This window comes from Stackebrandtia soli, assembly GCF_965137155.1.
GTDB lineage: Bacteria > Actinomycetota > Actinomycetes > Mycobacteriales > Micromonosporaceae > Stackebrandtia > Stackebrandtia soli.
Genome location: NZ_CBCRZX010000003.1, coordinates 1 through 21,488 on the forward strand (window position 1 = coordinate 1; position 21,488 = coordinate 21,488).

The 21,488-nt window shown below is 68.1% G+C and carries 22 protein-coding genes; 17 read left to right on the forward strand and 5 right to left on the reverse strand.

Features of this window, described 5'->3' with window-relative positions; all coding sequences use genetic code 11:
* Nucleotides 1–938 precede the first annotated feature (938 nt).
* A complete protein-coding gene (locus ACM9NP_RS02365; RefSeq protein WP_415644881.1) occupies nucleotides 939–2,207 on the reverse strand; it encodes a C40 family peptidase in 1,269 nt (422 codons plus the stop codon).
* Between the two features lie 572 nt (nucleotides 2,208–2,779).
* Here ACM9NP_RS02365 and mqnE point away from each other — a divergent pair.
* Genes mqnE through ACM9NP_RS02380 form a run of 3 tightly spaced genes read left to right on the forward strand, consistent with a single transcriptional unit; the run spans nucleotide 2,780 to nucleotide 4,652 of the window.
* Nucleotides 2,780–3,952, forward strand: coding sequence for an aminofutalosine synthase MqnE (gene mqnE / locus ACM9NP_RS02370; protein ID WP_415644882.1), 1,173 nt, complete (start codon nucleotides 2,780–2,782; stop codon nucleotides 3,950–3,952).
* An 11-nt stretch (nucleotides 3,953–3,963) separates the two neighbouring features.
* Complete coding sequence (locus ACM9NP_RS02375) at nucleotides 3,964–4,404, forward strand: hypothetical protein (RefSeq protein ID WP_415644883.1); 441 nt, start codon at nucleotides 3,964–3,966, stop codon at nucleotides 4,402–4,404.
* Nucleotides 4,404–4,652: a DUF4229 domain-containing protein gene (locus ACM9NP_RS02380; protein WP_415644884.1), complete on the forward strand. Its 249-nt coding sequence runs from the start codon at nucleotides 4,404–4,406 to the stop codon at nucleotides 4,650–4,652. The genes ACM9NP_RS02375 and ACM9NP_RS02380 overlap by 1 nt, the downstream gene beginning before the upstream one ends.
* Before the next feature lie 3 nt (nucleotides 4,653–4,655).
* Here the strand turns inward: ACM9NP_RS02380 and ACM9NP_RS02385 are convergent, their stop codons facing one another.
* Nucleotides 4,656–5,513 (reverse strand): SDR family oxidoreductase, encoded by an 858-nt coding sequence (locus tag ACM9NP_RS02385; protein WP_415644885.1) that lies wholly within the window; start codon nucleotides 5,511–5,513, stop codon nucleotides 4,656–4,658.
* A 64-nt stretch (nucleotides 5,514–5,577) separates the two neighbouring features.
* Between ACM9NP_RS02385 and ACM9NP_RS02390 the strand changes: the two genes are divergently transcribed.
* Nucleotides 5,578–6,174 carry a TetR family transcriptional regulator gene (locus ACM9NP_RS02390; protein ID WP_415644886.1) on the forward strand — a complete coding sequence of 199 codons (597 nt, stop codon included), beginning with the start codon at nucleotides 5,578–5,580 and terminating at the stop codon, nucleotides 6,172–6,174.
* A 513-nt stretch (nucleotides 6,175–6,687) separates the two neighbouring features.
* Nucleotides 6,688–7,770 (forward strand): DUF1611 domain-containing protein, encoded by a 1,083-nt coding sequence (locus ACM9NP_RS02395; protein ID WP_415644887.1) that lies wholly within the window; start codon nucleotides 6,688–6,690, stop codon nucleotides 7,768–7,770.
* A gap of 86 nt (nucleotides 7,771–7,856) precedes the next feature.
* Here ACM9NP_RS02395 and ACM9NP_RS02400 read toward each other — a convergent pair whose 3' ends face one another.
* On the reverse strand, nucleotides 7,857–8,423 hold the full coding sequence (locus ACM9NP_RS02400; protein WP_415644888.1) for a hypothetical protein: 567 nt from the start codon (nucleotides 8,421–8,423) through the stop codon (nucleotides 7,857–7,859).
* A gap of 207 nt (nucleotides 8,424–8,630) precedes the next feature.
* Here ACM9NP_RS02400 and ACM9NP_RS02405 point away from each other — a divergent pair, with 207 nt between their 5' ends.
* From ACM9NP_RS02405 to ACM9NP_RS02420, 4 genes are all read left to right on the forward strand, one after another.
* Nucleotides 8,631–9,032 (forward strand): hypothetical protein, encoded by a 402-nt coding sequence (locus tag ACM9NP_RS02405; protein ID WP_415644889.1) that lies wholly within the window; start codon nucleotides 8,631–8,633, stop codon nucleotides 9,030–9,032.
* Between the two features lie 127 nt (nucleotides 9,033–9,159).
* On the forward strand, nucleotides 9,160–10,113 hold the full coding sequence (locus ACM9NP_RS02410) for a hypothetical protein (RefSeq protein WP_415644890.1): 954 nt from the start codon (nucleotides 9,160–9,162) through the stop codon (nucleotides 10,111–10,113).
* A gap of 241 nt (nucleotides 10,114–10,354) precedes the next feature.
* Complete coding sequence (locus ACM9NP_RS02415) at nucleotides 10,355–11,134, forward strand: hypothetical protein (RefSeq protein ID WP_415644891.1); 780 nt, start codon at nucleotides 10,355–10,357, stop codon at nucleotides 11,132–11,134.
* A gap of 195 nt (nucleotides 11,135–11,329) precedes the next feature.
* Nucleotides 11,330–12,094 (forward strand): hypothetical protein, encoded by a 765-nt coding sequence (locus ACM9NP_RS02420; protein WP_415644892.1) that lies wholly within the window; start codon nucleotides 11,330–11,332, stop codon nucleotides 12,092–12,094.
* Between the two features lie 6 nt (nucleotides 12,095–12,100).
* Here the strand turns inward: ACM9NP_RS02420 and ACM9NP_RS02425 are convergent, their stop codons facing one another.
* Complete coding sequence (locus tag ACM9NP_RS02425; RefSeq protein ID WP_415644893.1) at nucleotides 12,101–12,874, reverse strand: Fic family protein; 774 nt, start codon at nucleotides 12,872–12,874, stop codon at nucleotides 12,101–12,103.
* A gap of 401 nt (nucleotides 12,875–13,275) precedes the next feature.
* Between ACM9NP_RS02425 and acs the strand changes: the two genes are divergently transcribed.
* From acs to ACM9NP_RS02440, 3 genes are all read left to right on the forward strand, one after another.
* A complete protein-coding gene (gene acs, locus ACM9NP_RS02430; RefSeq protein WP_415644894.1) occupies nucleotides 13,276–15,246 on the forward strand; it encodes an acetate--CoA ligase in 1,971 nt (656 codons plus the stop codon).
* A 188-nt stretch (nucleotides 15,247–15,434) separates the two neighbouring features.
* Nucleotides 15,435–16,637: a Na+/H+ antiporter NhaA gene (gene nhaA / locus ACM9NP_RS02435; RefSeq protein ID WP_415644895.1), complete on the forward strand. Its 1,203-nt coding sequence runs from the start codon at nucleotides 15,435–15,437 to the stop codon at nucleotides 16,635–16,637.
* An 85-nt stretch (nucleotides 16,638–16,722) separates the two neighbouring features.
* Complete coding sequence (locus ACM9NP_RS02440; protein WP_415644896.1) at nucleotides 16,723–17,652, forward strand: alpha/beta fold hydrolase; 930 nt, start codon at nucleotides 16,723–16,725, stop codon at nucleotides 17,650–17,652.
* A gap of 12 nt (nucleotides 17,653–17,664) precedes the next feature.
* On the opposite strand, the gene ACM9NP_RS02445 is transcribed toward ACM9NP_RS02440, so the two are convergent.
* Nucleotides 17,665–18,372, reverse strand: a complete 708-nt coding sequence (locus ACM9NP_RS02445; RefSeq protein ID WP_415644897.1) for a hypothetical protein — start codon at nucleotides 18,370–18,372, stop codon at nucleotides 17,665–17,667.
* A 125-nt stretch (nucleotides 18,373–18,497) separates the two neighbouring features.
* Between ACM9NP_RS02445 and ACM9NP_RS02450 the strand changes: the two genes are divergently transcribed.
* From ACM9NP_RS02450 to ACM9NP_RS02470, 5 genes are all read left to right on the forward strand, one after another.
* The gene (locus ACM9NP_RS02450) at nucleotides 18,498–19,952 is read left to right on the forward strand and encodes an FAD-dependent monooxygenase (RefSeq protein WP_415644898.1); all 1,455 of its coding nucleotides are present in this window, start codon (nucleotides 18,498–18,500) and stop codon (nucleotides 19,950–19,952) included.
* Between the two features lie 361 nt (nucleotides 19,953–20,313).
* Nucleotides 20,314–20,436: a hypothetical protein gene (locus ACM9NP_RS02455; RefSeq protein WP_415644899.1), complete on the forward strand. Its 123-nt coding sequence runs from the start codon at nucleotides 20,314–20,316 to the stop codon at nucleotides 20,434–20,436.
* A 325-nt stretch (nucleotides 20,437–20,761) separates the two neighbouring features.
* Nucleotides 20,762–20,884 (forward strand): hypothetical protein, encoded by a 123-nt coding sequence (locus tag ACM9NP_RS02460; RefSeq protein ID WP_415644900.1) that lies wholly within the window; start codon nucleotides 20,762–20,764, stop codon nucleotides 20,882–20,884.
* Nucleotides 20,885–21,021: 137 nt separating this feature from the next.
* A complete protein-coding gene (locus ACM9NP_RS02465) occupies nucleotides 21,022–21,198 on the forward strand; it encodes a hypothetical protein (protein ID WP_415644901.1) in 177 nt (58 codons plus the stop codon).
* 13 nt (nucleotides 21,199–21,211) lie between these two features.
* Nucleotides 21,212–21,472, forward strand: a complete 261-nt coding sequence (locus tag ACM9NP_RS02470) for a hypothetical protein (RefSeq protein ID WP_415644902.1) — start codon at nucleotides 21,212–21,214, stop codon at nucleotides 21,470–21,472.
* The last annotated feature ends 16 nt before the right edge of the window (nucleotides 21,473–21,488 follow it).

Consider the following 21,488-nt stretch of genomic DNA (forward strand, 5'->3'; position numbering starts at 1 on the left):
ACGGTGCTGGCGCGCCGGACACCGGAGGTGCCGATGCGGGTGCGGACGGGGGTGGNCCCCACTGGNCGCCCTGTGGCGGGGGTGGTGGTGTTCCGGGGTTCCAGGGCGCTGGCGCGCCGGACACCGGAGGTGCCGATGCGGGTGCGGACGGGGGTGGCCCCCACTGGTCGGCGGGTGGCGCGGCCGGCGGAGCCGACGCGGGAGCCGCCGGAGGCGGAGCCCATTGACCGGGCTGCCCCGTCGTCGAGTCAGGGCTCCACGGCGCGGGTGTCGCAGGCGGGGGAGGGGTCGACGGGCGCCACGCTTGCGGTCGCTCGGGAGCCCAACCACCGTCGTGCTGCTGGGCGACGTCGGGCGGTGGCGGCGGCCCGGCCGGGCCGGTCGCGTTCGCCGCGTCCGCGTGCCACGGTGCCGGTGTCGCCGATTCGGGGGGTGGCGCGCCTCGTCCACCCGCGGCGAAACCGCCCGGAGGCGGTGCCATCGGCACACCGCACTGCGGGCAGCGCGGGGTTCCGCTCGCGACACGCGTGCCGCAGGCCACGCAACTGTTGTTGTCCATTTTCGCTCCGGCTCCAAGCCCAGCCAACACCGAGACGAACGGTCACGGCCGCAGCGAGCGGCGCCACCGACAGGCGTACACCGCAACCGGGGTGGCGGGGAGACCTTTCGTCGCTCTCAACGGTGCCACATGGCCGCAACCGCGTGACCGGCTGCACCGGTAGTTCCGGGTCGTCCGGTGAGTTGATCGTCTCAGGGCGTAGGCACGGGCGTCGAGGTCGTCCACGGCGGCATCACCTCCCGCGTGGTCGAGCGCCCGAGGCGGATCGGCGACAGGTGGAACGGGCCGCCGTGCTTCGGCATGCCGGAACCTTGACCGGCGCCGGAATCGCGTGGTGTCTTCGACCGAGCGTCTCGCCCGAGTCGGACGAAGCGTCGGCTCAGGGAGCCGGTGTCGGGGTCGTGCCCGGCGCGGGAGGCGGGTTCGCCTCGTCAGGCTTGACGGCCTCCTCGTCGCCGTTCGGCGGCGTCGGGATGTGCTCACCGTCGTCGAGCGGAGGATCGACGACGGTCGCCTCGACGACGCGGTGCGCGCCGAAGAAGTCGGCGAGCCACACCGGAACGATCTTGACGACGTCGCCGGGACGCGGCGCGTGCACCATCTGGCCGTCACCGATGTACATGCCGACGTGGTAGACCGAGGTCCAGTCGCCGGGACGGTCACCGTAGAAGATCAGGTCACCGGGCAGCAGCTTCTCGATCGGCACCGACATCGTGCGGGTCGCACGGAACTGGTCGTTGGCGACGCGCGGCAACTGCACCTTCTGCTTGGCGTACGCGGTCTGCACGAGCCCCGAGCAGTCGTAGGAGTTCGGCCCCTCGGCGCCCCACACGTAGGGCTTGCCGACCTGGCTCACGGCGAAGAGGACGGCCTCCTGCGCCTCTTCGGCGGCGACGAGACCGTCGATCTCCTTGCCGATGTCCTCCAGCTTGCGCTCGTTGTCGGCTTCTTCCTTCTTCTCCTGGAGCTCGATCGCCTCTTGGTTCTTGGCGATGAGCTTCTCGAGTTCGGTGTTGTCGTCCTTGAGCTGCTCGGTGAGCTCGGCGTGATCGTTCTCGGCGATCGACTGCGCGGCGAGGGCGGCGTCGTAGGACGCCAACGCGAGCTCGGCGGCTTCGGCGGCGTCGACGGCTTGTTCGGAGATCGCGGAGCTGTCGTCGTCGAGCAGGCCGGGGCGGACGCTGAACAGGTCGCCGAACTGGTCGGACAGGCCAGGAACCTGACCCGCAGAGTCCTGATAGGACTGGGTGGCCATCTCGCCCGCGAGGTCCGCGAGCTGGGCAGCCTCGGTCGCGAGGCCCTGCCAACGTTGGAACGCGGCGTTCGCGACGGTCGCCCGCTCGTCGACGTCCTCACTGGCGGCGGTGGTCGCCTCGCCGAGTTCGGCGACGCTGCGGGCCTGCTCCGCGATCCGGTTGGCGTAGGGGCCGCGGGTGATGCCCGGGCCCGCGACCGGGGAGTTGCCGGGGGTCGGCACCGGGTCTCCACCGACCAGACCGGGGTCGCCGGCTGGGCGGGAGCCATCGTCGGGGACGGCCAACTCGACGGGATCGGCGGACGCGGGGCCGCCGGTGGCCGCCGCGAGGACTGCCGCCGTGCCCAGACACAACACCACGCGGCCGACACGACGGGAGGAGGTGATCTTCATGTCTCGCCTTCGCAGGGGGGAGATATTTAGCAATGCCGATGAACACCATACGTGGACACCGCCCGTTGACACCAGTCGCACAGGTGAACGATTGTCACGAACTCGGGGTCGAGGGCGTGCGTGGGACCCTCGTCTCCCGCCACGCGACCTGTGGACGGCGCCTCACGCCGTCGTCCCACTCCCGCACCGTGACCGGCACGCCGGCGGCGTCGCGCCCCGAGTCCTTCGCCTCGCTAACGCGTCCACCTTCGAGTCCGATCGCGACGGCCAGCGTGGGTCCGTGCCCGGGCGGACCGGATTCGGCGGCGTCGAGCTCGCCCGAGGTGGACCGTCCGCACGTCCGCCTCGCCGAACGACGACACCTCGTGAGCACGACCGACACCGGCGAACCGGCGGTCTCCCCTCGCCGGTCGACCCGCGCCGCGTTCCGGTCGACCCGCGATGACGGGACGAGCAGGCGACCCTCGTTGAGAGGCATGAAAGAGAGCTGCCGCCCGGTCGGCCTCGCAGGGTGCGGCACGCGTCACGGCTGTAGGCTCCCTGGCACGTGGTTTCGAGGATCGAGGTGCGCGATGACGTCCGAAACGTTCAAACGCGAGATCGAAGAGAAGGTGGCTGCCGGGGAGCGACTGTCCCGTGAGGACGGTGTTGCCCTGTACGAGGTCGACGATCTCACCTGGCTGGGGCGTCTGGCGCATTCGGTGCGCGTTCGCAAGAACGGCGACCGGGTGATGTTCAACGTCAACCGGCACCTGAACCTCACCAACGTGTGCTCCGCGTCGTGCGCGTACTGCTCCTTCCAGCGCAAGCCGGGGGAGAAGGACGCCTACACGATGCGCGTCGAACAGGCCGTCGAGTTGGCCAAGCAGATGGAGGGCGAGAAACCCACCGAGCTGCACATCGTCAACGGCCTGCACCCGACCCTGCCGTGGCGCTACTACCCTCGCGTCCTGCGCGAGCTCAAGGCCGCGCTGCCCGAGGTCAGCCTCAAGGCGTTCACCGCCACCGAGGTGCAGTGGTTCGAGAAGATCTCCGGCCTGGAAGCCGACGCGATCCTCGACGAGCTGATCGAGGCGGGCCTGGAGTCGCTCACGGGCGGCGGAGCCGAGATCTTCGACTGGGAGGTCCGGCAGCACATCGTCGACCACGAGTGCCACTGGGAGGACTGGTCGCGCATCCACGCGCTCGCGCACGCCAAGGGCCTCCGCACCCCCGCGACCATGCTGTACGGACACATCGAGGAGCCCCGGCACCGGGTCGACCACGTGATCCGCCTGCGCGAGATGCAGGACGAGACCGGTGGCTTCTCCGTCTTCATCCCGCTGCGTTACCAGCACGACTTCGTGGACTCCAAGGACGGCAAGGTCCGCAACCGCATCCAGGCGCAGACGACCATGGCGTCGCCCGCCGAGTCGCTGAAGACCTTCGCGGTGTCCCGCCTGATGCTCGACAACTTCGACCACGTCAAGTGCTTCTGGGTCATGCACGGCCTCGACGTCGCCCAGCTCTCGCTGAGCTTCGGGGTCGACGACCTCGACGGGTCCGTCGTCGAGTACAAGATCACCCACGACGCCGACTCCTACGGCACCCCGGACACGATGAACCGGGAGTCGCTTCTGGAGCTCATTCGCGACGCCGGTTTCACGCCGGTCGAGCGCAACACCCGGTACGAGGTCGTGCGCACCTACGACCCGCCGGTCCCCGCTGCGCAGCGGCGTGCCGAACCCCAAGACGTGTGGAGCTGACGAGTCCGACAATGGCCGAGCGCAAGGAAACCCCCGAGGCCGAGGCGCCGCGCTTCCCGCAGCGCGACGAGGACGGCCGAATCGTGTCGCTTGTCGAGGCACTTGCGTACGCGCTGTTCATGGTCGCCGTCGGCGTCGTGCTGCTGTGCGTCATCGACGGTCTCTTCTGGATCTTCGGGGAGAGCTTCGGCCAGATCTCCGGCTGGATCAGCGGCATCCTCGCGGTGTTCATCTTCGTCGACGATTTCCGGGCCTGGCGTTTCGTCACGGCCCGTTGGATAGTCGCGCCCGTCGCCGCCGCGCTTGCCGTCGTCACCGGTCTCGGCCTCATCACCCTGCTGCCGGTCTGGTGGCTGCCGCTGCTGACGGGCGCCCTCGCCGTCGCGAGCGCCGTGGTCATCTACACGGTGCTGTGGTTCATCGGGGTTCGCCTGTTGAGCGGAGAACGCTGATGTCGCCGACAGTCACGTATCTGCTGGCCCGGCTCGCGCTGTTCGTCGTCATCGCGGTCGCCTTGTGGCCCACCGGTTTGCACCCGCTCGTCCTGGCGATGGCCGCGCTGCTCGGGGCGTACCTGCTGTCGCTGGTCCTGTTGCGTCGGCTTCGCGCCGCGATGCTCGCCGACGTCGACTCCCGGATGAATCGCCGCCGCGCGCACAAGGAACGACTTCGGGCGGCCCTCGCGGGCGAGGACGACTAGTCGTCAACGTCGGCGGAGACGTCCCGCGACCGTCCACCACAGCATCCGTGCCGTCGCGACCGGTCCGTACCGGACGCCGTCGGCGTACGGTTCGTCCCCTCTCAGCGTCGCGTCCGCGCCGCCGTCGACGAACACCACCTGTCCGGTCGTGAATCCGTCCGTCGGCGACAGCAGCCAGGAGATCGCCTCGGCGACGGCCTCGGGCGGTCCCGGGAATCCGAGTGGCTGCGGAAGCGCCTCGGCGACCACGCGCGCGGCGATCGGGTCCGCGAGGATCGTCCGTCGCGCGGTCTCGGTGTCGACGACGCCCGGTGCCACGGCGTTGATCGTCACTCCGGTTTCGGCCCACGTCGGGGCGGAGCGGCGGACCCAGCGATTCACCGCGATCTTCGTGGACCGGTAGACGGCGCCGCCACGGCGCCGGTCGACGGCGATCCGCGCCGCCTGTACCGCGTGGTCCTCGTTCCCGGACAGGCATGAGTCGACGATCGTCGCGTCGCCGTGCGACAAGGCGGAGGCCGAGGTGACGGCCACCGCGCGTCCGCCGGTCTCCGCGAGCGGTCCGTGTAGGCCGTCGAGCACCTCGACGGTGCCGAAGTAGTTGAGCCGCACGCCATCCGGCGTCGCCGCGCCGGTCCCGGCGCCGGTCGCGACGCCGTGCAGACGCGGTGCGAGCCGTCGGACGGCGGCGACCAGTGCCTTCCGTCCGGACCTGGTCGTGAGATCCGCGCGCACATCGACGTGGTCACCCGTTCCGCAGGCGATGACGGTCGCCCCGTCGCGGCGCAACAGATCGACCGTGGCCGCCCCGATTCCCGAGTCGGCGCCGGTCACGGCGTAGGTGCGTCCGGTGTGTCGCATGGTCTTCCTTTCGGTGCACTTGTGCATTGATGCACTAGTGTACTCTTTCCTTCGAGGAGGAACCATGACCGAGCACATGGGATTGAGGGAGCGTCGACGTCGTCGGACGCGCGCCGCCATCGTCGCCGCCGCGACCCGGCTGTTCTCGGAACGCGGCGTCGCCGACACCACGATCGCCGACATCGCCGCGGCCGCGGAGATCGCGCCCCGCACCTTTTTCCTTCACTTCCCGTCGAAGGAGGACGTCCTCTTCCACCACGTCGAGGAGTACGTGGACCTCGCGATCGACGCCGTCGCGCGGACACCTCTCGAGGACGGTCCACGACGCGCCGTCCGCTCCGCCGTCCGTTCCCTCGTCGACGCCTTCGACGCCACGTCCTCCGTGTCGGCCCTCGCCGACCAGCGGGCCGCGCTCGTCGCGCGCTCTGGGCCGGGCCTTCCCGCCACTCTCGCGGCACGCCTCGTCGACGCCCAGCGACGCGTGCTCTCGGCGGTCGCCGAACGGTTTCCGGGGCGGTCGGACAGCATGGTCGCCGCGCAGCTCGGCGCGTGCCTGTGGGCGGCCGCCTCGGCGGCGGTCGTCACGACGGGGGCCGCGCGCTCGTCGGCGATGCGCGAAGCGGTGGAGCGCGCCGCCGCCGGGTTCGACGAACCCATTTAGGTTATTGGCAATCGGCCGATTCGGTGGGCATCGTCGACCCATCGTCGGACGCGCCGCACCTTAGGGGCCGCCCGTAGAGGGCGCCCTTTCTCACGATGACACGCCGACACGTCGATGAACGTTCCGTAAATGATCAAGGCGATTCGACATATACGTCTGGTTGATTTGATTGCGATGAGATTGTCGACAATTTACCGAACGCGCGTCAACTCCCGCTTGTAATCCTCTGACCTGCGCAGACATGGCTCGATCGATCGTGGGAACACTCGCATTCGGCGGCATTTGAATGTGTCTTCGACGGCCGATTCGGCCGATGCCGATCCCCCTTTCGTCGCACTTCGGCGACCGAGATGGACAGCCTCTCGAAAAAATGATCGGGGTGCCTTTTCAACGCCCGAGTGGCGTCGTAGTATACGGTCCACTCACCGCATTCCATCTGTTGAGGAATGGCGGTTCTTCGATCATCATTCTTCGGCCCATTCGCGGGTCATTTCGCAGTTCAGGAGCATGCGCATGCACGCTATTTCACTGTCGGCCGAGCGCCTGTCTCGGCTGAAGGTCGGTTACACCGCCCGTGTCGTGGATCTGTCGGAACCCATGTTCCTGGTGAATGGCGCGGTGCCCCGTCGAGGCGATCTGATCGTGGCGCGGGTGAGTCGACTCGGCCAGCACCAGACGCTCGAGCAGCCCGGCGGTCGCCAGGCGACCCTGTACGAGGGCGACGAGATCCTCGTGGCCTGCGGCGCGCGTTACGCGCCGGACCAGTTCGAGGCGGAGCTCCCCGACGACCTCGGCCCCGCCGATCTCGTCGCCAAGGGCGGCGTCATGGCGAAGGTTCGGGCCCGGCACTCGACCATGGCCGCCCCGACCCAGATCGAGCCCCTGGGGCTGCTCGCGGGGCCGACGGGCCGCGTCCGCAATCTCGCCGACTACGCGATCGCGCCGCCGATCGAGGTCGTTCCCAACCCGCCGACGATCGCCGTCGTGGGCACCTCGATGAACTCGGGCAAGACGACGACCGTGGCGTCGATCGTGCGCGGCCTGAGCCTCGCGGGTCTGCGCGTCGGTGCCGCCAAGCTGACCGGCACCGGTTCCGGAGGCGACCCGTGGCTGTTCCGCGACTCCGGCGCGATCGAGGCGCTGGACTTCGTGGACGCCGGGCACCCGACGACGTACCGCGTCCCCATGGACGAGCTGGTGCCCGCCGCGAACGCGCTGTACGGCCGCCTCGTCAGCCTCGGCGTCGACGCGATCGTGCTGGAGATCGCCGACGGCATCATGCAGGCCGAGACGTCCCAGCTGGTGCAGCACCCGAGCCTGCGGTCGATGATCGACGCCTACGTCTTCGCGGCGGGGGACTCGTCGGGCGCGGTGTTCGGTGTCGATCGGCTGCGGGACTGGGGCCTGACCGTGTTGGCCGCCAGCGGCATGATCACGCGGTCCCCGTTGGGCATGCGCGAGGCGGGAATGGAACTCGACATCCCGGTGTACACCCCGAGCGACCTGGCGTCGCCGGAGATCGCGATGTCCCTGCACGACCGCGCGCGCGGCATCACCGTCGTCGAGTCGGCGATCCACGTCGGTCAGGCCGCCTGACGTCCGTCGTCGACGTCCACGAACCGTGACGATGGCCGGGACGACCGCGGCGGCTCGCCGCCGCGTCGTCTCGGATCCCGGCCGCCTCAGTTCGCCTGTTCGGCCGCCTGGCGCTTCTTCCGGTACGCGGTGAACTCCGGGTTGCCGAGGCCGTAGTACTCGTCGACGAGGGCGATCCGCTCGTACTGGAACTCCTGGACGACCGTGCGCGCCGCTTCCAGCGCGTACTGGAGGAACCGCTCCTCCTCGACGGCCTGCACGGTGCCGTCGGCGATCCGGACCTTCCAGTCCATGAGGGCGAGGGATCGCACTCGGACGATGTTGTCGCGGGAGGCGCCCTGCACCGTGAGCTGACGCAGCTCCGTCAGGTAACCGATGTCGGCGATCGAACCGGCCATTCGCGGATCGACGGTCCTCGTGCCGCCCGCCTCGTCGATGATCTGGTTGTAACCGCGCTGATACCCGGTGTACATCAGCTTCGCGAGGCTCGCCAGCTGGTGTTCCAGGGTGCGCTCGTCGTAGTACGGGTAGCAACCGGGCCGGAACTGAAGCTGGGGGTTCGTGAACCCTCCCTTGAGGACTCCGCGGATCTGGTTGTCCGGCGACACGACGCTGATGGTCATGCTCGCGGCTCGCTCGGCGATGGAAACCATGTGAAACCTTTCGAGGAGTGGTGAGCGTTGATACTGTAACCGCCCTTCCCATTCGAGCCCGTTAACCGCCCGCGCCGTGAAATCGCCGTGAGGTTTCGGGTGTGCTCTGTATGTAATGGCAATCGCTCGCTATCGTTCGATCCGGACACCGGACCGATCCGGACACCGGCGGGCAATCCGGAACACCCCGTGAGAAAGGTGCCTTGCATGGCAACAGAGATCAGTGTTGACGACCTGAGCCAGATGTGGCGGGTCGGCGCCGTCGACCTTCCGACGGCGGCCAACCAGTTCGCCGCGGCCGCGACCGCGATTCACGCCACCGCGGGGTCCGCGGACGGCGCTTTCACCGGCCCGGCCAGCGGGACGAGCCCCATGGCGGGGCCGTGGGCGACCCTGCGGAACACGTTGCAGGACAGGATCTTCGTCAAGACCAACGAGAACCTGAACAAGGCGGGCGACGTCCTGGCGGCGATGGCGATCGCCTTCTCCGAGCAGGACGCGAGCAACAAGACCGGTCTGGAGACCGCGATCGAGGGCATCGAGACCGGCCCCGACTACGAGCGTCCCCCGACGGAGCAGCACGCGCCGTCGTCGGACGAGCCCCAGTAACCCACTCTTCCTTACTCTTCCTCCAGGGTCACGGCACGAGCGATAGGACCCGTCGTCACGCGGGCGATGCCGACGGGCGTCCACGCCGCCGTCCCTCACATTCCCTCCCACACAAAGGTTCCAGCCAATGGGTGACACAGATTTCGCACAGCCGGTATCCGGGCGTGCCAAGGAGATCGAATACGTAAGCGCGGGCGACGTCGAGTCCGCCGTCAGCGCGATGATCGACGCGGCGGTCGACGCTCAGCACTACGAGGCCTCGATGACCTCGGGCTACTCGCGGGGCACCAACGTTCCGGAGCTCACGGACGCCTCCGACTACGACTGGATCAAGGCGTACTTCGAGCCGCTGTACGACCGCGAGCCGAACAACGCCTCCGACATGGCCGACGCCGTCGGCGCCACGAAGGAGTCGTTGGAGTCCGGCCGGACCACGGTCATCAGCCAGGCCACCAGCATGGTCGAGAAGTGGGCCGGTGAGGCGCAGCACGACTTCAAGAAGTACTTCCTCGACCCCTTCCCGAACGCGATCACCAACCAGAAGGCCGTCGTCGACGAGCTGCGGGTGGCCCTGCACATCTACGAGGGTGTCCTCCGGCAGGCCCGCGTGGACGCCAAGAAGATCGCCGACGAGACCAAGAAGGTGCTCGACAGTCTCAACGACTGCACCGCGGACGACTGGAAGGTCGCCCTCGGTCTCATCGGTGTCGCCGCGGCCGTCGTCGGCGCGATCCCGACCGGTGGCGCCTCCCTCGGCATCGCCGGGGCGATGGCGCTGGTCGGCGCGGGCGCGTCCCTCACGACGACCGCGATCGACGCCGCGAACATCGAAGGCGGTTCCGTCTCCTCCGTCCTGAACTCCTGTAAGGACGCCCTGGAGAAGGCCCGCGAGCAGATGACGAGCGAGGAGCAGGCGATCGCCGACGCGCTCAACGACAGCAACTCCGGCATCGACGGCGTTCTCTCCCAGATCGACCCGCTCGACGTCGCGACGGTCCTGCCGCACGAGCCGACCGGCGACGGCACACCCAACCTCACCGACGGCAATACCCCCGGCGAGGACGGTTGGCACCGCAACTGACCGGCTGAACCGTATGACGAACGTCCCGCCCGGAGCATTCGGGCGGGACGTTCGTCGTGAGTATCGTTTGCAGTCCGAAACCAGAGGAGAGACCGCGATGCGAGTGCTAAGGCGTGTTTGGGAGTCCACTTCCGGTGCGAGCGGGTCCCGGGTGGACGTGGCGCGAGGCGGAGGGGCCACCGAACACCGGTGGCGTCTTCGGGGTCACCGACACGGCGAGGCGCCGTCCGGGCCGCGCACAGTGAGTAGCGGGGCTGCCAAGTCCACCCTGGTTCTGTCGAGTGTGGTCGCGGCCCTGGTGCTGGCCGGGTGCGCCGGCACGGAGGAGCCGGACGACACGGCGTCGTCGAGCCCGCCGAAGCGCGAGCCGGTCGTGACGACCGAGGACGCCGGAGACGGTGGCGCGCTGGAGATCGTCGACTCGGGCTACTCCGTCGTGGAGACCGTCGACGGCCGGGTCGACGTCGCGTTCGCCGTCGAGGTGCTCAACACCAGCGAGACGGATCTGTTGGAGCAGGGCAACATCGGTCTGGTCTGGCAGTTGGAGGGCGGGGAGACCGCCACCGAGGAGTGGAACCACGTCATCGATCTGATGCCGGGGACGACGACGGTCATCGGTCGGGTCATGAGCCTGACGGCGGAGCCCGAGGACATGACGGTGGAGGTCACGGACGATCGGTGGTTCCCGTCGGATCGCCTGGGGGAGCTCGAGTTCGACGGAACGATCGCCGTGGCCGACGTGACGATCGAGCCGTCGTCGGACGGCGCCGAGGTGTCCGCGACGGTGACGACGACCGGGCCGTCCTCGAACGCGAACTGTCGGGGCGAGGCGCTCGTCGTCGCGAGGGACGCCGATGACGGCCTGCTGGGCGCGATCGCGGTGGCGGACGTGACGGAGATGTTCCCGGCGCGGGAGATCCCGATCGAGGGCGCCGTCGGCCAGTGGCCCGCGAAGGCGGACGCGGAGACCAGTGACATCGTCGTCAACTGGACGAACTGCCTGGACCTTTCCGACGGTTAATCCTCTACATGTGACTGTCTACGGCGCGATGGCATGCGCTGTAACGACTCCGAACATCGACAATCCATTATATATTTCGGTCCGGCGAAGGCGGACTGCGCTCGACGGTGGTTTTCCCCGCTTGCCACTACCCGGTAGGGTCAAGGGCCGCGGCCGGTGTGTGGCCGTGTGATCGTGACGCGAAGGTGGACGGTGATGGGTGTGTCTCGGTGGTGGCGCGGTGGCGTGGCGATCGTGGCGGTGATGCTCGCGGCGGGTTGTGGCGGCGTCGAGGCCGCTTCCGAGCCGGAGCCGTCCCCGTCCCCGATGTCGGGGCCGGTCGCTTCGGACGGCGGCGGGATCGTGATCGCCGAGTCCGGGTTCACCGTGCTGTCTGACGGCGACGTCGTCGTCGTGAGTTACGGCCTGCTGCTGCGCAACGAGAGTCGCGTCGACGCGGTGGCGAACACGTCGACCGCGTTGACGTGGTTGGACGAGTCCGGCGCGCAGATCGCGTCCGCGGCCGGTCGGGTCGCCGACGAGGAGGTCGGGATCACCTGGCTACCACCGGGAGCCTCGATGGCGGTGGCGGGGACGATGGAACTGGCGGACGTCCCGGTGGAACCGGAGATCGGCCTGTCCAAGTTCGACTGGATTCCCGTGTCTCTTGTCGACGGATGGGGTGAGCTCATCTCGACCGAGGCGTCCATTGACGAGGGTGACCCGACGACGATCGACTTCACCGTGATGTCGACGTTCAACGAGGCGATCGACGTTGAGGCGTCCGCGTTGTTGCGGGACGCAGGCGGTCTGATCGTCGGCGGGACGTCCTGGCGGGACTCCATGATCGGCACGATCGAATCGGGCGAGCTGCCGGGGAAGATCACTGTGGATGAATCGCAGTACCCGACGGTCGCGGAGACCGCGGACGTCTACCCGCACGTCGCCTATGGCACGTGGGACCCCGTCGTACGCCCCTGATCCGGATCAGTTCCCGGAACTCGGGATAGATCCTTTCTGGACCATGTTGCAGATCTCGGTCGTCTTCTCCGCGCCCGCCGTGATCGCCTGTCCATAGTGCTTCAACCAGGAGCGGAGTCCGTCCGGGGTGCCGGTCGCGAACGCCAGCGACGAACCGGTGTACTCCGGCGAACGACGCGCGTGTCCTGTGTCGACGGCAATGAGCGCGCGCGGATCGAGTCCCCGGGACGCCAGCGTCAGTCGGGCGGCGGCCCGGGCGATGATGCCGTTGGCGTGTTCGAACGGCCGCAACGCGAGCAGTTCGCCGTGCACGACGGCGGCGACGAGCGCGGCGGGCAGGCTGGTCTTGCTGGAGATGAGGACGCACAGCGTCGCGAGCCGGACGGAGCCGTCGCGGTCGATGTTGGGGCGTCCGAGGTCGTCCTCGTCACCGAGATCGCGAGCGGCGAGCAGGTGCAGCCGGGCGAGGACCTGGCGCGGGGCGGCCGTCCATTTGTCGGCGAGCGTCGGCAGTTCGGTCGCGACGCGCAGGGCGCCTTGGACGAGGGGGTCGGTGACCGTACCCGCCCGAACGTCGTCCAGGTCGTATTCCGCGCCTTCGAGGGCGGCGGAGGCGACCGCGCAGCGCAGCGATACCTCGGTGGCGACGGCGGCGCCGTTGTTGCGCAATGCCCGGTGCCACAACGCCCGGTCGACGTCCGCGCGTGCCTGTTCCATCGCGTCGGCGACTTCGGCGAGCTCCATCAGTGGGGCAAGGGGATCTTCCACGTCGCAGACCATACCGCCGATGCGAGGGGGCAGGTGACACGCGGGCAGGCACATTCGTCCTGCTTGGCATAGATGTGGATCATTGTGTCGATGGTGTTGCCCGCCGTGGTGGAAAAAGCGGTCGATCTCATCACGAACGGGCATGAGCGGGGACAATTCCGGGCATGGACTGACCCGTCGTCATGCGATCATGACGACGGTCTCGCTTTGGCTGCGTCATTGTGACCGGTATTGCTCGAATGTGCGCAAAATTCGACAAAACAATCACCGGGGCGCAGTAGCGTGGCGGACGTGCGGAGACTATGGTCTTGCTCATAACCTGCACGGGGTCGCCGGCGGGCCCGACTCACACCGGGCGCGCGGCGACCGTTCGCCGTCAGAGGCCAGTTTGGTCACAAGGCAAGGAGACCGCATTGAACGACACCCCGATACCAGCGTCAACCCTCGCGAATCTGCTCACCGAGACCAGGCGCTTCGATCCTCCGCCGGCACTGGCCGCCGCCGCGAACGTCACGGTCGACGCCTACGCCGAGGCCTCGGCCGACCGCCTCGCGTTCTGGGAGAAACAGGCCGACCGTTTGACGTGGGCCACGAAATGGGATCGAGTTCTCGACTGGGACAATCCTCCGTTCGCGAAATGGTTCACCGGCGGTCGACTCAACGTCGCCTACAACTGTCTCGACCGGCATGTCGAGGCCGGGCTCGGCGAACGCGTGGCGATCCACTGGGAGGGCGAGCCGGGCGACACCCGCACCATCACCTATGCCGATCTGTTGACTCAGGTGAAGAAGGCCGCCAACGCGCTCGAGTCGCTCGGGGTCGCGGCGGGCGACCGGGTGGCGATCTACATGCCGATGATTCCGGAGGCCGCCGTCGCGATGCTGGCGTGCGCCCGGATCGGCGCGACGCACTCCGTCGTGTTCGGGGGCTTCTCCGTCGACGCGTTGTCGGGCCGCATCCAGGACGCGGACGCCAAGCTCGTCATCACCGCGGACGGGGGCTACCGCCGCGGCAAGGCCAGCGATCTCAAGTCGACGGTCGACGAGTCGGTCGCGTTGTGTCCGAGCGTGGAGAAGGTCCTCGTGGTGCGTCGCACCGGCGGCGAGGTCGCCTGGGGTGAGAAGGACCTGTGGTGGGACGACGTTGTCGGCACGGCCTCGGAGGAGCATGAGGCGCGGGCCTTCGACGCCGAGCACCCCCTGTTCATCCTGTACACCTCGGGGACGACCGCGAAGCCGAAGGGCATCCTGCACACCTCCGGCGGTTACCTCACCCAGGTGTCGTACACCCATCACGCCGTCTTCGACCTGAAGTCCGAGACGGACGTCTACTGGTGCGGAGCCGACATCGGCTGGGTCACCGGGCATTCCTACATCGTGTACGGTCCTATGTCGAACGCCGCGACGCAGGTCATGTACGAGGGCACTCCGGACACTCCCCACAAGGGACGTTACTGGGAGCTCATCGAGAAGTACAGGATCTCGATCCTCTACACCGCCCCGACCGCGATCCGCACCTTCATGAAGTGGGGTGACGACATCCCCGCCGGCTTCGACCTGTCGTCGCTGCGCATCCTCGGCTCCGTCGGCGAACCGATCAACCCCGAGGCCTGGATGTGGTACCGCGAACACATCGGCGGCAACAACTGCCCGGTCGTCGACACATGGTGGCAGACCGAGACCGGCGGCATCATGGTCTCGCCGCTGCCCGGAGTCACCTCCGCCAAGCCCGGTTCCGCGCAACGCCCGCTGCCCGGCATCGACGTCGACGTGGTCGACGACCAGGGCCGGTCCGTTCCCAACGGGGGCGGCGGTTACCTCGTCATCCGAGAGCCGTGGCCGTCGATGCTGCGCACCATCTGGGGCGACGACGAGCGGTTCATCGACACCTACTGGTCGCGTTTCGACTCGATGTACTTCGCCGGTGACGGCGCCAAACGCGACGACGACGGCGACATCTGGCTCCTCGGTCGGGTCGACGACGTCATGCTCGTGTCGGGCCACAACATCTCCACCACCGAGGTGGAGTCGGCGCTCGTCGGGCACCCCGCCGTCGCCGAGTCCGCCGTCGTCGGGGCGACCGACCCCGTGACGGGTCAGGCGATCGTCGCGTTCGTCATCCTGCGTGCCGACGCGATGGACGGGGCCGAACTCACGGCCGCGTTGCGCGACCACGTCGCCAAGACCCTCGGCCCGATCGCCAAGCCCCGGCAGATCATGGTCGTCCCAGAACTGCCGAAGACCCGCTCCGGGAAGATCATGCGCCGCCTGCTCCGCGACGTCGCCGAACGCCGTTCCCTCGGGGACGTGACGACCCTGCAGGACCAGACGGTCATGCAGCTCATCGCCGACGGCATGACCAGCGGAAAGTCCACCGAGGATTGATCATAGTGGTGGATGGGGCGTCAAGGCCCCATCCACCATCCCGGCTCTCGGCCGCCGGACGCGCGCCGCTGAAACGCGGCATCCGTCTCATCGTCGCGTCACGTGGACGTGACCGTCCAGTCTCTTCGATAGGCTCGTGACCGGTCCGTGGCGTGCGGACCATCCGATGTCGACATGGCGAGGGTGCGATGCCGAAACGTAAACTGGCGCGGGCGACCGACGAGTTCGGTCGTTACCTACGCGTTGAGACCACCGGTGGAAAGTTCCTGCTCGTCGCGACGGTGCTCGCGCTCGTCGCCGCGAACGGCCCGTGGTCCGAAGCCTATCGCTCGTTCAGCGACTTCCGCGTCGGCCCGTCCGCGTTGCACCTCGACCTGAGCCTCGCGACCTGGGCGGCCGACGGCCTGCTCGCGGTCTTCTTCTTCGTCGCGGGACTGGAACTCAAGCGCGAGTTCGTTTCCGGTGAACTGTCGAATGTGCGCAGTGCGATGCTCCCGGTGTTCGGCGCGGTCGGCGGCATGATCGCGCCCGCGCTCGTCGCGCTCGCCGTCGCGTGGGGCGAACCCGGTGCCTCCTCGATCTGGCCGATCCCGGTCGCCACGGACATCGCGTTCGCCCTGGCCGTGTTCGCCGTCGTCGCCAGCGCGCTCCCGACGAGCGTGCGGATCTTCATGCTGTCGCTCGCCGTCGTCGACGACCTCCTCGCGATCCTGCTCATCGCGGTGCTGTTCACGGCCGGTCTCAACTGGACGGCGCTCGCCGTCTCGATCGGCTGCGTCGCGGTATACGCCCTGCTGCAACGATTCCGCGTCCGATTCCCGCCGCTGTACATCGTTCTCGCCGTCGTGGCATGGGCGGCGCTGCACGAATCCGGCATCCACGCGACGATCGCGGGCGTCCTCATCGCCTTCGCCACCCGCGTGAAACCCGACCCCGGCGAGCTCGAGTCACCGGGTCTGCGCGCCGAGCACCTCGTCCAACCCTTCTCCGCCGGGTTCTGCGTGCCCGTCTTCGCGTTCTTCGCCGCCGGCATCACCCTGGACGGCGCCGCGCTCGCCGCCCTCCCGACGGACCGCCTGGCGCTCGCCGTCGTGCTCGGCCTCGTCGTAGGGAAGCTCATCGGGGTGCTCGGTGGCACCCGTCTCTCCGTGTGGCTGCGACTGGCGACCCTCCCCTCTGGCGTCGGCTGGCGCGACCTGATCGGCGTGTGCGTTCTCGCGGGCTGCGGCTTCACCGTCAGCCTCCTCATGGCCGAGCTGTCCTTCGAAGGCACCGACGAACTCTCCCGGGTCAAGGCCGGGGTGCTCATCGGTTCGCTCATCGCCTCGTTGGCGGCCGCCTTCCTGCTGCGCCACCGCGTCCGCCAGCGCGAGGACGGCGCACGGCCCTGATCCGAGCGCTTTCGCAAGATCGCCAAGGGGTCGACACGCGGCGCGGTCGACCGGCGTCGACGGTTCGGTCGCTTAGGCTTGAGGGATGCCCGGTGTTAGACGATCCATCGATGAGACCGCGATCCTGGTGGACGGCCCGTGGCGACACCGTTTCGTAGACGCGAACGGCTCCCGCTTCCACGTCGCGGAGCAGGGTGACGGCCCGCTGGTCCTACTGCTGCACGGCTTCCCGGAGTACTGGTGGACGTGGCAGCATCAGCTCCCCCTGCTCGCCGACGCCGGTTTCCGCGCCGCCGCAGTCGATCTACGCGGATACGGCGCGAGCGACAAGCCGCCCACCGGTTACGACGTGTACACGATGGCCGCCGACATCATCGGCCTGATCCGAGCTCTCGGAGAGCGCGACGCGATCGTCGTCGGTCATGACCTGGGCGGGCTGCTCGGCTTCGCCGCCGCGGCCTTCCACCCCGCGAGTGTGCGGCGGCTCGTCGTCCTCTCGTCGGCGCACCCGTTGCGGCAGCGGGCCGCGCTCGCCGTCGATCCGCGCGGGCAGCTCGCCGCGAGCCGACACATCCTGGCGTTCCAGCTTCCGCGTTTCGAGCACGTCGTGACGCGCGACGACGCGGTGATGGTCGCGAACTTGATGCGCGCGTGGGCCGGTCCCCGGTGGCGGGAGACGCCCGAGTTCGCCGCGTACGTGCGCATGTGCCGGGACGCGATCCAACTGCCGCAGGCGGCGTTCTGCGCCCTGGAGGCCTATCGCTGGGCGTTGCGGACGTCGCTTCGGCTCGCGGGCCGTCGTTTCGTCCGTTTGTTGCAGCAACCGATCCGGGTTCCGACCCTGCAGTTGCACGGCGAGCGCGACAGCTGTCTGCTGCCGCGCACCGCGCAGGGGTCCGGTCGGTACGTGACGGCGAACTACGAATGGCGGCTGCTGCCCGAGATCGGCCACTTCCCTCAGTTGGAATGCCCGGAACTCGTCACGTCCGAAGTCGTTCGCTGGGCGAAGGACTGAGCGCGGCGGCCGTCAGACGACCGACTGTCGGTCGAGGCTCGAACGCAGCGGGTTCGGCCGGGTCTTGAGAAGTCGCGCCAGTTCGCCGCGTGCTTCGGCGACACCGGTGGTGCCCTGAACGCAGTAGTCCGCCTCGGCCGCGGTGAGCAGTTTGACGTTCACCAGGCGAATAGTCGACAAGGGACCATCAATGGTGGTCGGTATCTCGGTGTGGTCGAGCCCGAGCAGGACGCAGGGGTCGCGGCCGTCCCCGGTGAACGCGATCGCCTCGTCGGGCAGCACGACGCCCGGCAGGTCCATCGTCAGTGACCCGTAGTGCTCCAGCATGTCGAGGAAGCGGGTTCCGTTGCCGGCGACCGTGTTGGACACGGTCATCACCATCCGAGTGAGCCACGTCGCGGCGACGGTCATCGTGTCGGCGTCGGTCGGCAGGCCCTCGGCGATGCCGTAGACCTCGACGCCGAAGCCGTTCGACGGGGGTGCGTCGGTCCACTCGATGGGGTCGGCGAGGCCGTCGCTGGCGACGAGGAGGGCGTCGTCTCGGCGGGCGATGACGTGGGCCTGGCGCAGTCCTGGCCACCGTGGGCCGCCCATGAAGGACGGGTTGACGAGGTGGCCGATGACGTGTTCGTCGAGCCGACCCCACGAACGCCAGGCGTTCGCGAGCGCGTCATGGGTGGCGGGTCCGTGGAGTTCGGTGAGGTCCGGGGTGTCGTTCACCTGGTGAATCCTAGTGAGCTGTGGCCACTTCGGCATGGTGGCGTGTCCATCGGGGAATGCCTTGACGAGGCGTCCGTTCGGGTGTTCAATTAACTCAACAAGCGTTGAAATACTTGGAGGCGACCATGAGTCAACATCGAGACGACGTCGTGATCGTGGGGGCCGGCCCGACCGGGTTGCTGCTCGCCGGCGATCTCGCGGAGGCCGGCTGCGCCGTGACGGTCCTGGAGAAGCGCGACGGCGAGTCGAACCTGACGCGGGCCTTCGCGGTGCACGCTCGAACCCTGGAGACTCTCGACGCCCGTGGCCTCGCCGACGAGCTCATCGCCACCGGTCACCGAGAGGGTCGGCTGCGTCTGTTCGGCGGCGCCGATCTGCGAGTGGAAACCATCGACAGTCGGTTCCCCTTCGTCCTGATCACGCCGCAGTACCACACCGAACGCCTTCTGCGCCGTCGCGCGCTCGACGCAGGGGCGAAGATCCTCACGGGACGGACGGTGACGGACGTCGGGCAGGACGATTCCGGTGTAACGGTGATCGCGCGGACTCCCGAAGGGACCGAGGTCGAACACCGTTCGTCCTATCTGGTCGGAACGGACGGAGTCCGGTCCACCGTTCGCGAGGCGCTCGGTCTGCCCTTTCCCGGGCGACTCGCGATCGGGTCGATGGTGCTCGCCGACGTCGCGTTCGACGACCCTCCACGAGAGACGGTGACGGTCAACGGGACCTCGGCCGGGTTCGTGTTCATCGCGCCGTTCGGGGACGGGTACCACCGCGTCATCTACCGGACCTTCGGCGATACGAGGCCGGAGGACGCGCCGGTGGAGCCGGAGGAGATTCGGCGGCTGCTGCTGGCGGTCTTCGGTCGGGACTTCGGCATGGCGGACGTCCGGTGGACCTCGCGCTTCCACTCGGACGAGCGGCAGGTGCCGCGCTATCGCGTCGGCCGGGTCTTTCTCGCGGGGGACGCCGCGCACGTGCATTCCCCGGCGGGCGGCCAAGGCATGAACGCGGGCCTGCTCGACGCCGCCAACCTCTCCTGGAAGCTCGCCGCCGCGGTCCACGGTTGGGCCGTCCCCGGCCTCCTCGACTCGTACTCCGCCGAGCGGCATCCGATCGGCAAGGACGTGCTGCGCGCCAGCGGAATGATCCTGCGGGTCGGACTGCTCCGGTCGGCGATCGCTCGGAGCGTTCGCAACGCCGTCGTCGGGACCATGCTCCGTCTGCCCCCGGTGATGGGGCGCGCGACTCGGCTCGTGTCGGGGGTCGGAGTGCGGCTTCCGGTGCCGTCCGGCGTCGGAAGCGCCGTCGGACGGCGTGCGCCCGACGTGTTGGTGCGGCCGGAATCGGCCGATGGAGCGACTCGCCTGTACGAGGTTCTACGCGCCGGCAAATTCGTCTACATCGCTTCGTCCCATGGGGAGGTACCGCCCGAGTTGGTCGAGCATGTGGTGTCGGTGCGTCCACAAGGTAGCGACGGGTGGGCTCTGCTCGTGCGGCCGGACGGTTACATCGCTTGGGCTGGCAAGGATAAGGAAACGCCCGTATGGATCGGCGGCTTCCTCGCTCCGACTTCGTGACGAATAGTATTCCGCTTCGACCGCCGAGGTCTCCAATATCATTGAGGAATACAGAAATCTAGATCTAGCAATGAAACTCGGTGTTGTCTAGACTTGCGGCTGTGTCGGCGAGCCCAGTCCGACGCTGATCGGTGATCAACGTTGGATCGGTGTGTCGATTTCCGGTTCTACCTGGTCCGTTATCGCGATTGGAGCGGATTGACGTCCATAGTGTCGTTCCCGGTCTCACGTCCTCGGATGTGTACTCCCGCTGACGGCGGACGTCGGATTCCGCGACTCGCGTCGACGCGCGGTATGTGCCAGGCATTCGACACCGAGCCCGGTCGCCGTTCATTCCCGGAAACGCAGAAGGAGCCATTCCATGTCTAAAAAGGTTGAACGTAAAACGGTCGCCCTCGACAAGATCCTCGGTGACCTCGAGCGGCAGATCGACGGCAAGGCGGCCGCGGCCCGCACCTGTTCCCGCTACATGTACTGCGTTTAGAGGTCGTCCTGTCGCCGGTCGTCTCGATGTCACACCGATGTGTCGCAGTGAGTCACCCTCGATTCGCTCCGCCGCGTTCCGGTTCGGACCCCCAATCGGCGGCGCGACCTCTTCGTCCATCGTGGGAAGTCGCCCACGACGGTTCCGAGGTGTCCGAAACGGCCTTCGGGAACGATAGCTCTCAGAATCCAGAGCTGGACTCACGTGGTCACCGTCCGTAGGCTCGCGCACGTGCCGAGCGGTATCGCGGGGCAGGTGGGCGACGGACCGGTCACCGTGGAAACCAGGGTCTGGTCTCTCACCTCCCTTAGATTGGAGTGCTTCGATGTCCAAGAAACTTGAACGACAGACGGTGTCCCTCGACCACATGATCGGCGAGCTCGAGCGCAAGATCGACGGCGCGGCCCCGACCAAGCGCACCTGCTCGCGCTACATGTACTGCGTCTAGCCGATTCTCTTGCTCGCTCCACCTGAGCGAGAGGGCATCCCGAGGCGGGCCGGCCGACGGTTCTTCGTCGGTCGNCCCCCCGAGGAGCGAACCTCCGTCCGTTGACCCGAAGCCACGATTCAGCAAGGAGTTCCGTCATGCGCAGGAAGACCCGCCGCGACAACGCCATCGCCGCAATGCTGGGCGATCTGGAGTCCAAGGTCGACCGTCGGACGAAGGCCGCGTCCGTCACATGCAACTCGCATCTATTGCGAACCCTCGAGCGCCTGAGCAACCGGCTTCAGGATCGGCCGTCGGTGGCCGGATCGCCGTGAGGGAGTGATCGACATGCCGATAACGAACGAACGGCGCGCCGTCGTCGACAGGATGCTCGGTGAGCTGGAACGCAAGGTCGAGGCCTGCGAGCAGGCGACCCGCACCCGTTGTGCCGAACCTCCACCGCGTCTAGAACCGATGGGTGACCCATCGACGTGGTTCCTCTTGATCGATCCGCCGCTCTCGAAACGGGACGTCGGATCGATCGAGGCGGAGCACGGTCCGGGTCCGTCCGAAGTCCCGACCAGCACCGCCTCCAATCCGATCCGTTGACACGAAACCGTATTCG

What these genes read in the sequence shown, in the direction of transcription:
- ACM9NP_RS02385 (WP_415644885.1), bottom strand. Translation starts at nt 5,513, where the DNA reads ATGCGACACACCGGACGCACCTACGCCGTGACCGGCGCCGACTCGGGA.
- ACM9NP_RS02465 (WP_415644901.1), top strand. Translation starts at nt 21,022, where the DNA reads ATGCGCAGGAAGACCCGCCGCGACAACGCCATCGCCGCAATGCTGGGC.
- ACM9NP_RS02440 (WP_415644896.1), top strand. Translation starts at nt 16,723, where the DNA reads ATGCCCGGTGTTAGACGATCCATCGATGAGACCGCGATCCTGGTGGAC.
- ACM9NP_RS02395 (WP_415644887.1), top strand. Translation starts at nt 6,688, where the DNA reads ATGCACGCTATTTCACTGTCGGCCGAGCGCCTGTCTCGGCTGAAGGTC.
- ACM9NP_RS02425 (WP_415644893.1), bottom strand. Translation starts at nt 12,874, where the DNA reads ATGGTCTGCGACGTGGAAGATCCCCTTGCCCCACTGATGGAGCTCGCC.
- ACM9NP_RS02420 (WP_415644892.1), top strand. Translation starts at nt 11,330, where the DNA reads ATGGGTGTGTCTCGGTGGTGGCGCGGTGGCGTGGCGATCGTGGCGGTG.
- ACM9NP_RS02460 (WP_415644900.1), top strand. Translation starts at nt 20,762, where the DNA reads ATGTCCAAGAAACTTGAACGACAGACGGTGTCCCTCGACCACATGATC.
- ACM9NP_RS02380 (WP_415644884.1), top strand. Translation starts at nt 4,404, where the DNA reads ATGTCGCCGACAGTCACGTATCTGCTGGCCCGGCTCGCGCTGTTCGTC.
- ACM9NP_RS02375 (WP_415644883.1), top strand. Translation starts at nt 3,964, where the DNA reads ATGGCCGAGCGCAAGGAAACCCCCGAGGCCGAGGCGCCGCGCTTCCCG.
- ACM9NP_RS02455 (WP_415644899.1), top strand. Translation starts at nt 20,314, where the DNA reads ATGTCTAAAAAGGTTGAACGTAAAACGGTCGCCCTCGACAAGATCCTC.
- ACM9NP_RS02470 (WP_415644902.1), top strand. Translation starts at nt 21,212, where the DNA reads ATGCCGATAACGAACGAACGGCGCGCCGTCGTCGACAGGATGCTCGGT.
- mqnE (WP_415644882.1), top strand. Translation starts at nt 2,780, where the DNA reads ATGACGTCCGAAACGTTCAAACGCGAGATCGAAGAGAAGGTGGCTGCC.
- nhaA (WP_415644895.1), top strand. Translation starts at nt 15,435, where the DNA reads ATGCCGAAACGTAAACTGGCGCGGGCGACCGACGAGTTCGGTCGTTAC.
- ACM9NP_RS02450 (WP_415644898.1), top strand. Translation starts at nt 18,498, where the DNA reads ATGAGTCAACATCGAGACGACGTCGTGATCGTGGGGGCCGGCCCGACC.
- ACM9NP_RS02365 (WP_415644881.1), bottom strand. Translation starts at nt 2,207, where the DNA reads ATGAAGATCACCTCCTCCCGTCGTGTCGGCCGCGTGGTGTTGTGTCTG.
- ACM9NP_RS02410 (WP_415644890.1), top strand. Translation starts at nt 9,160, where the DNA reads ATGGGTGACACAGATTTCGCACAGCCGGTATCCGGGCGTGCCAAGGAG.
- ACM9NP_RS02390 (WP_415644886.1), top strand. Translation starts at nt 5,578, where the DNA reads ATGACCGAGCACATGGGATTGAGGGAGCGTCGACGTCGTCGGACGCGC.
- ACM9NP_RS02405 (WP_415644889.1), top strand. Translation starts at nt 8,631, where the DNA reads ATGGCAACAGAGATCAGTGTTGACGACCTGAGCCAGATGTGGCGGGTC.
- ACM9NP_RS02400 (WP_415644888.1), bottom strand. Translation starts at nt 8,423, where the DNA reads ATGGTTTCCATCGCCGAGCGAGCCGCGAGCATGACCATCAGCGTCGTG.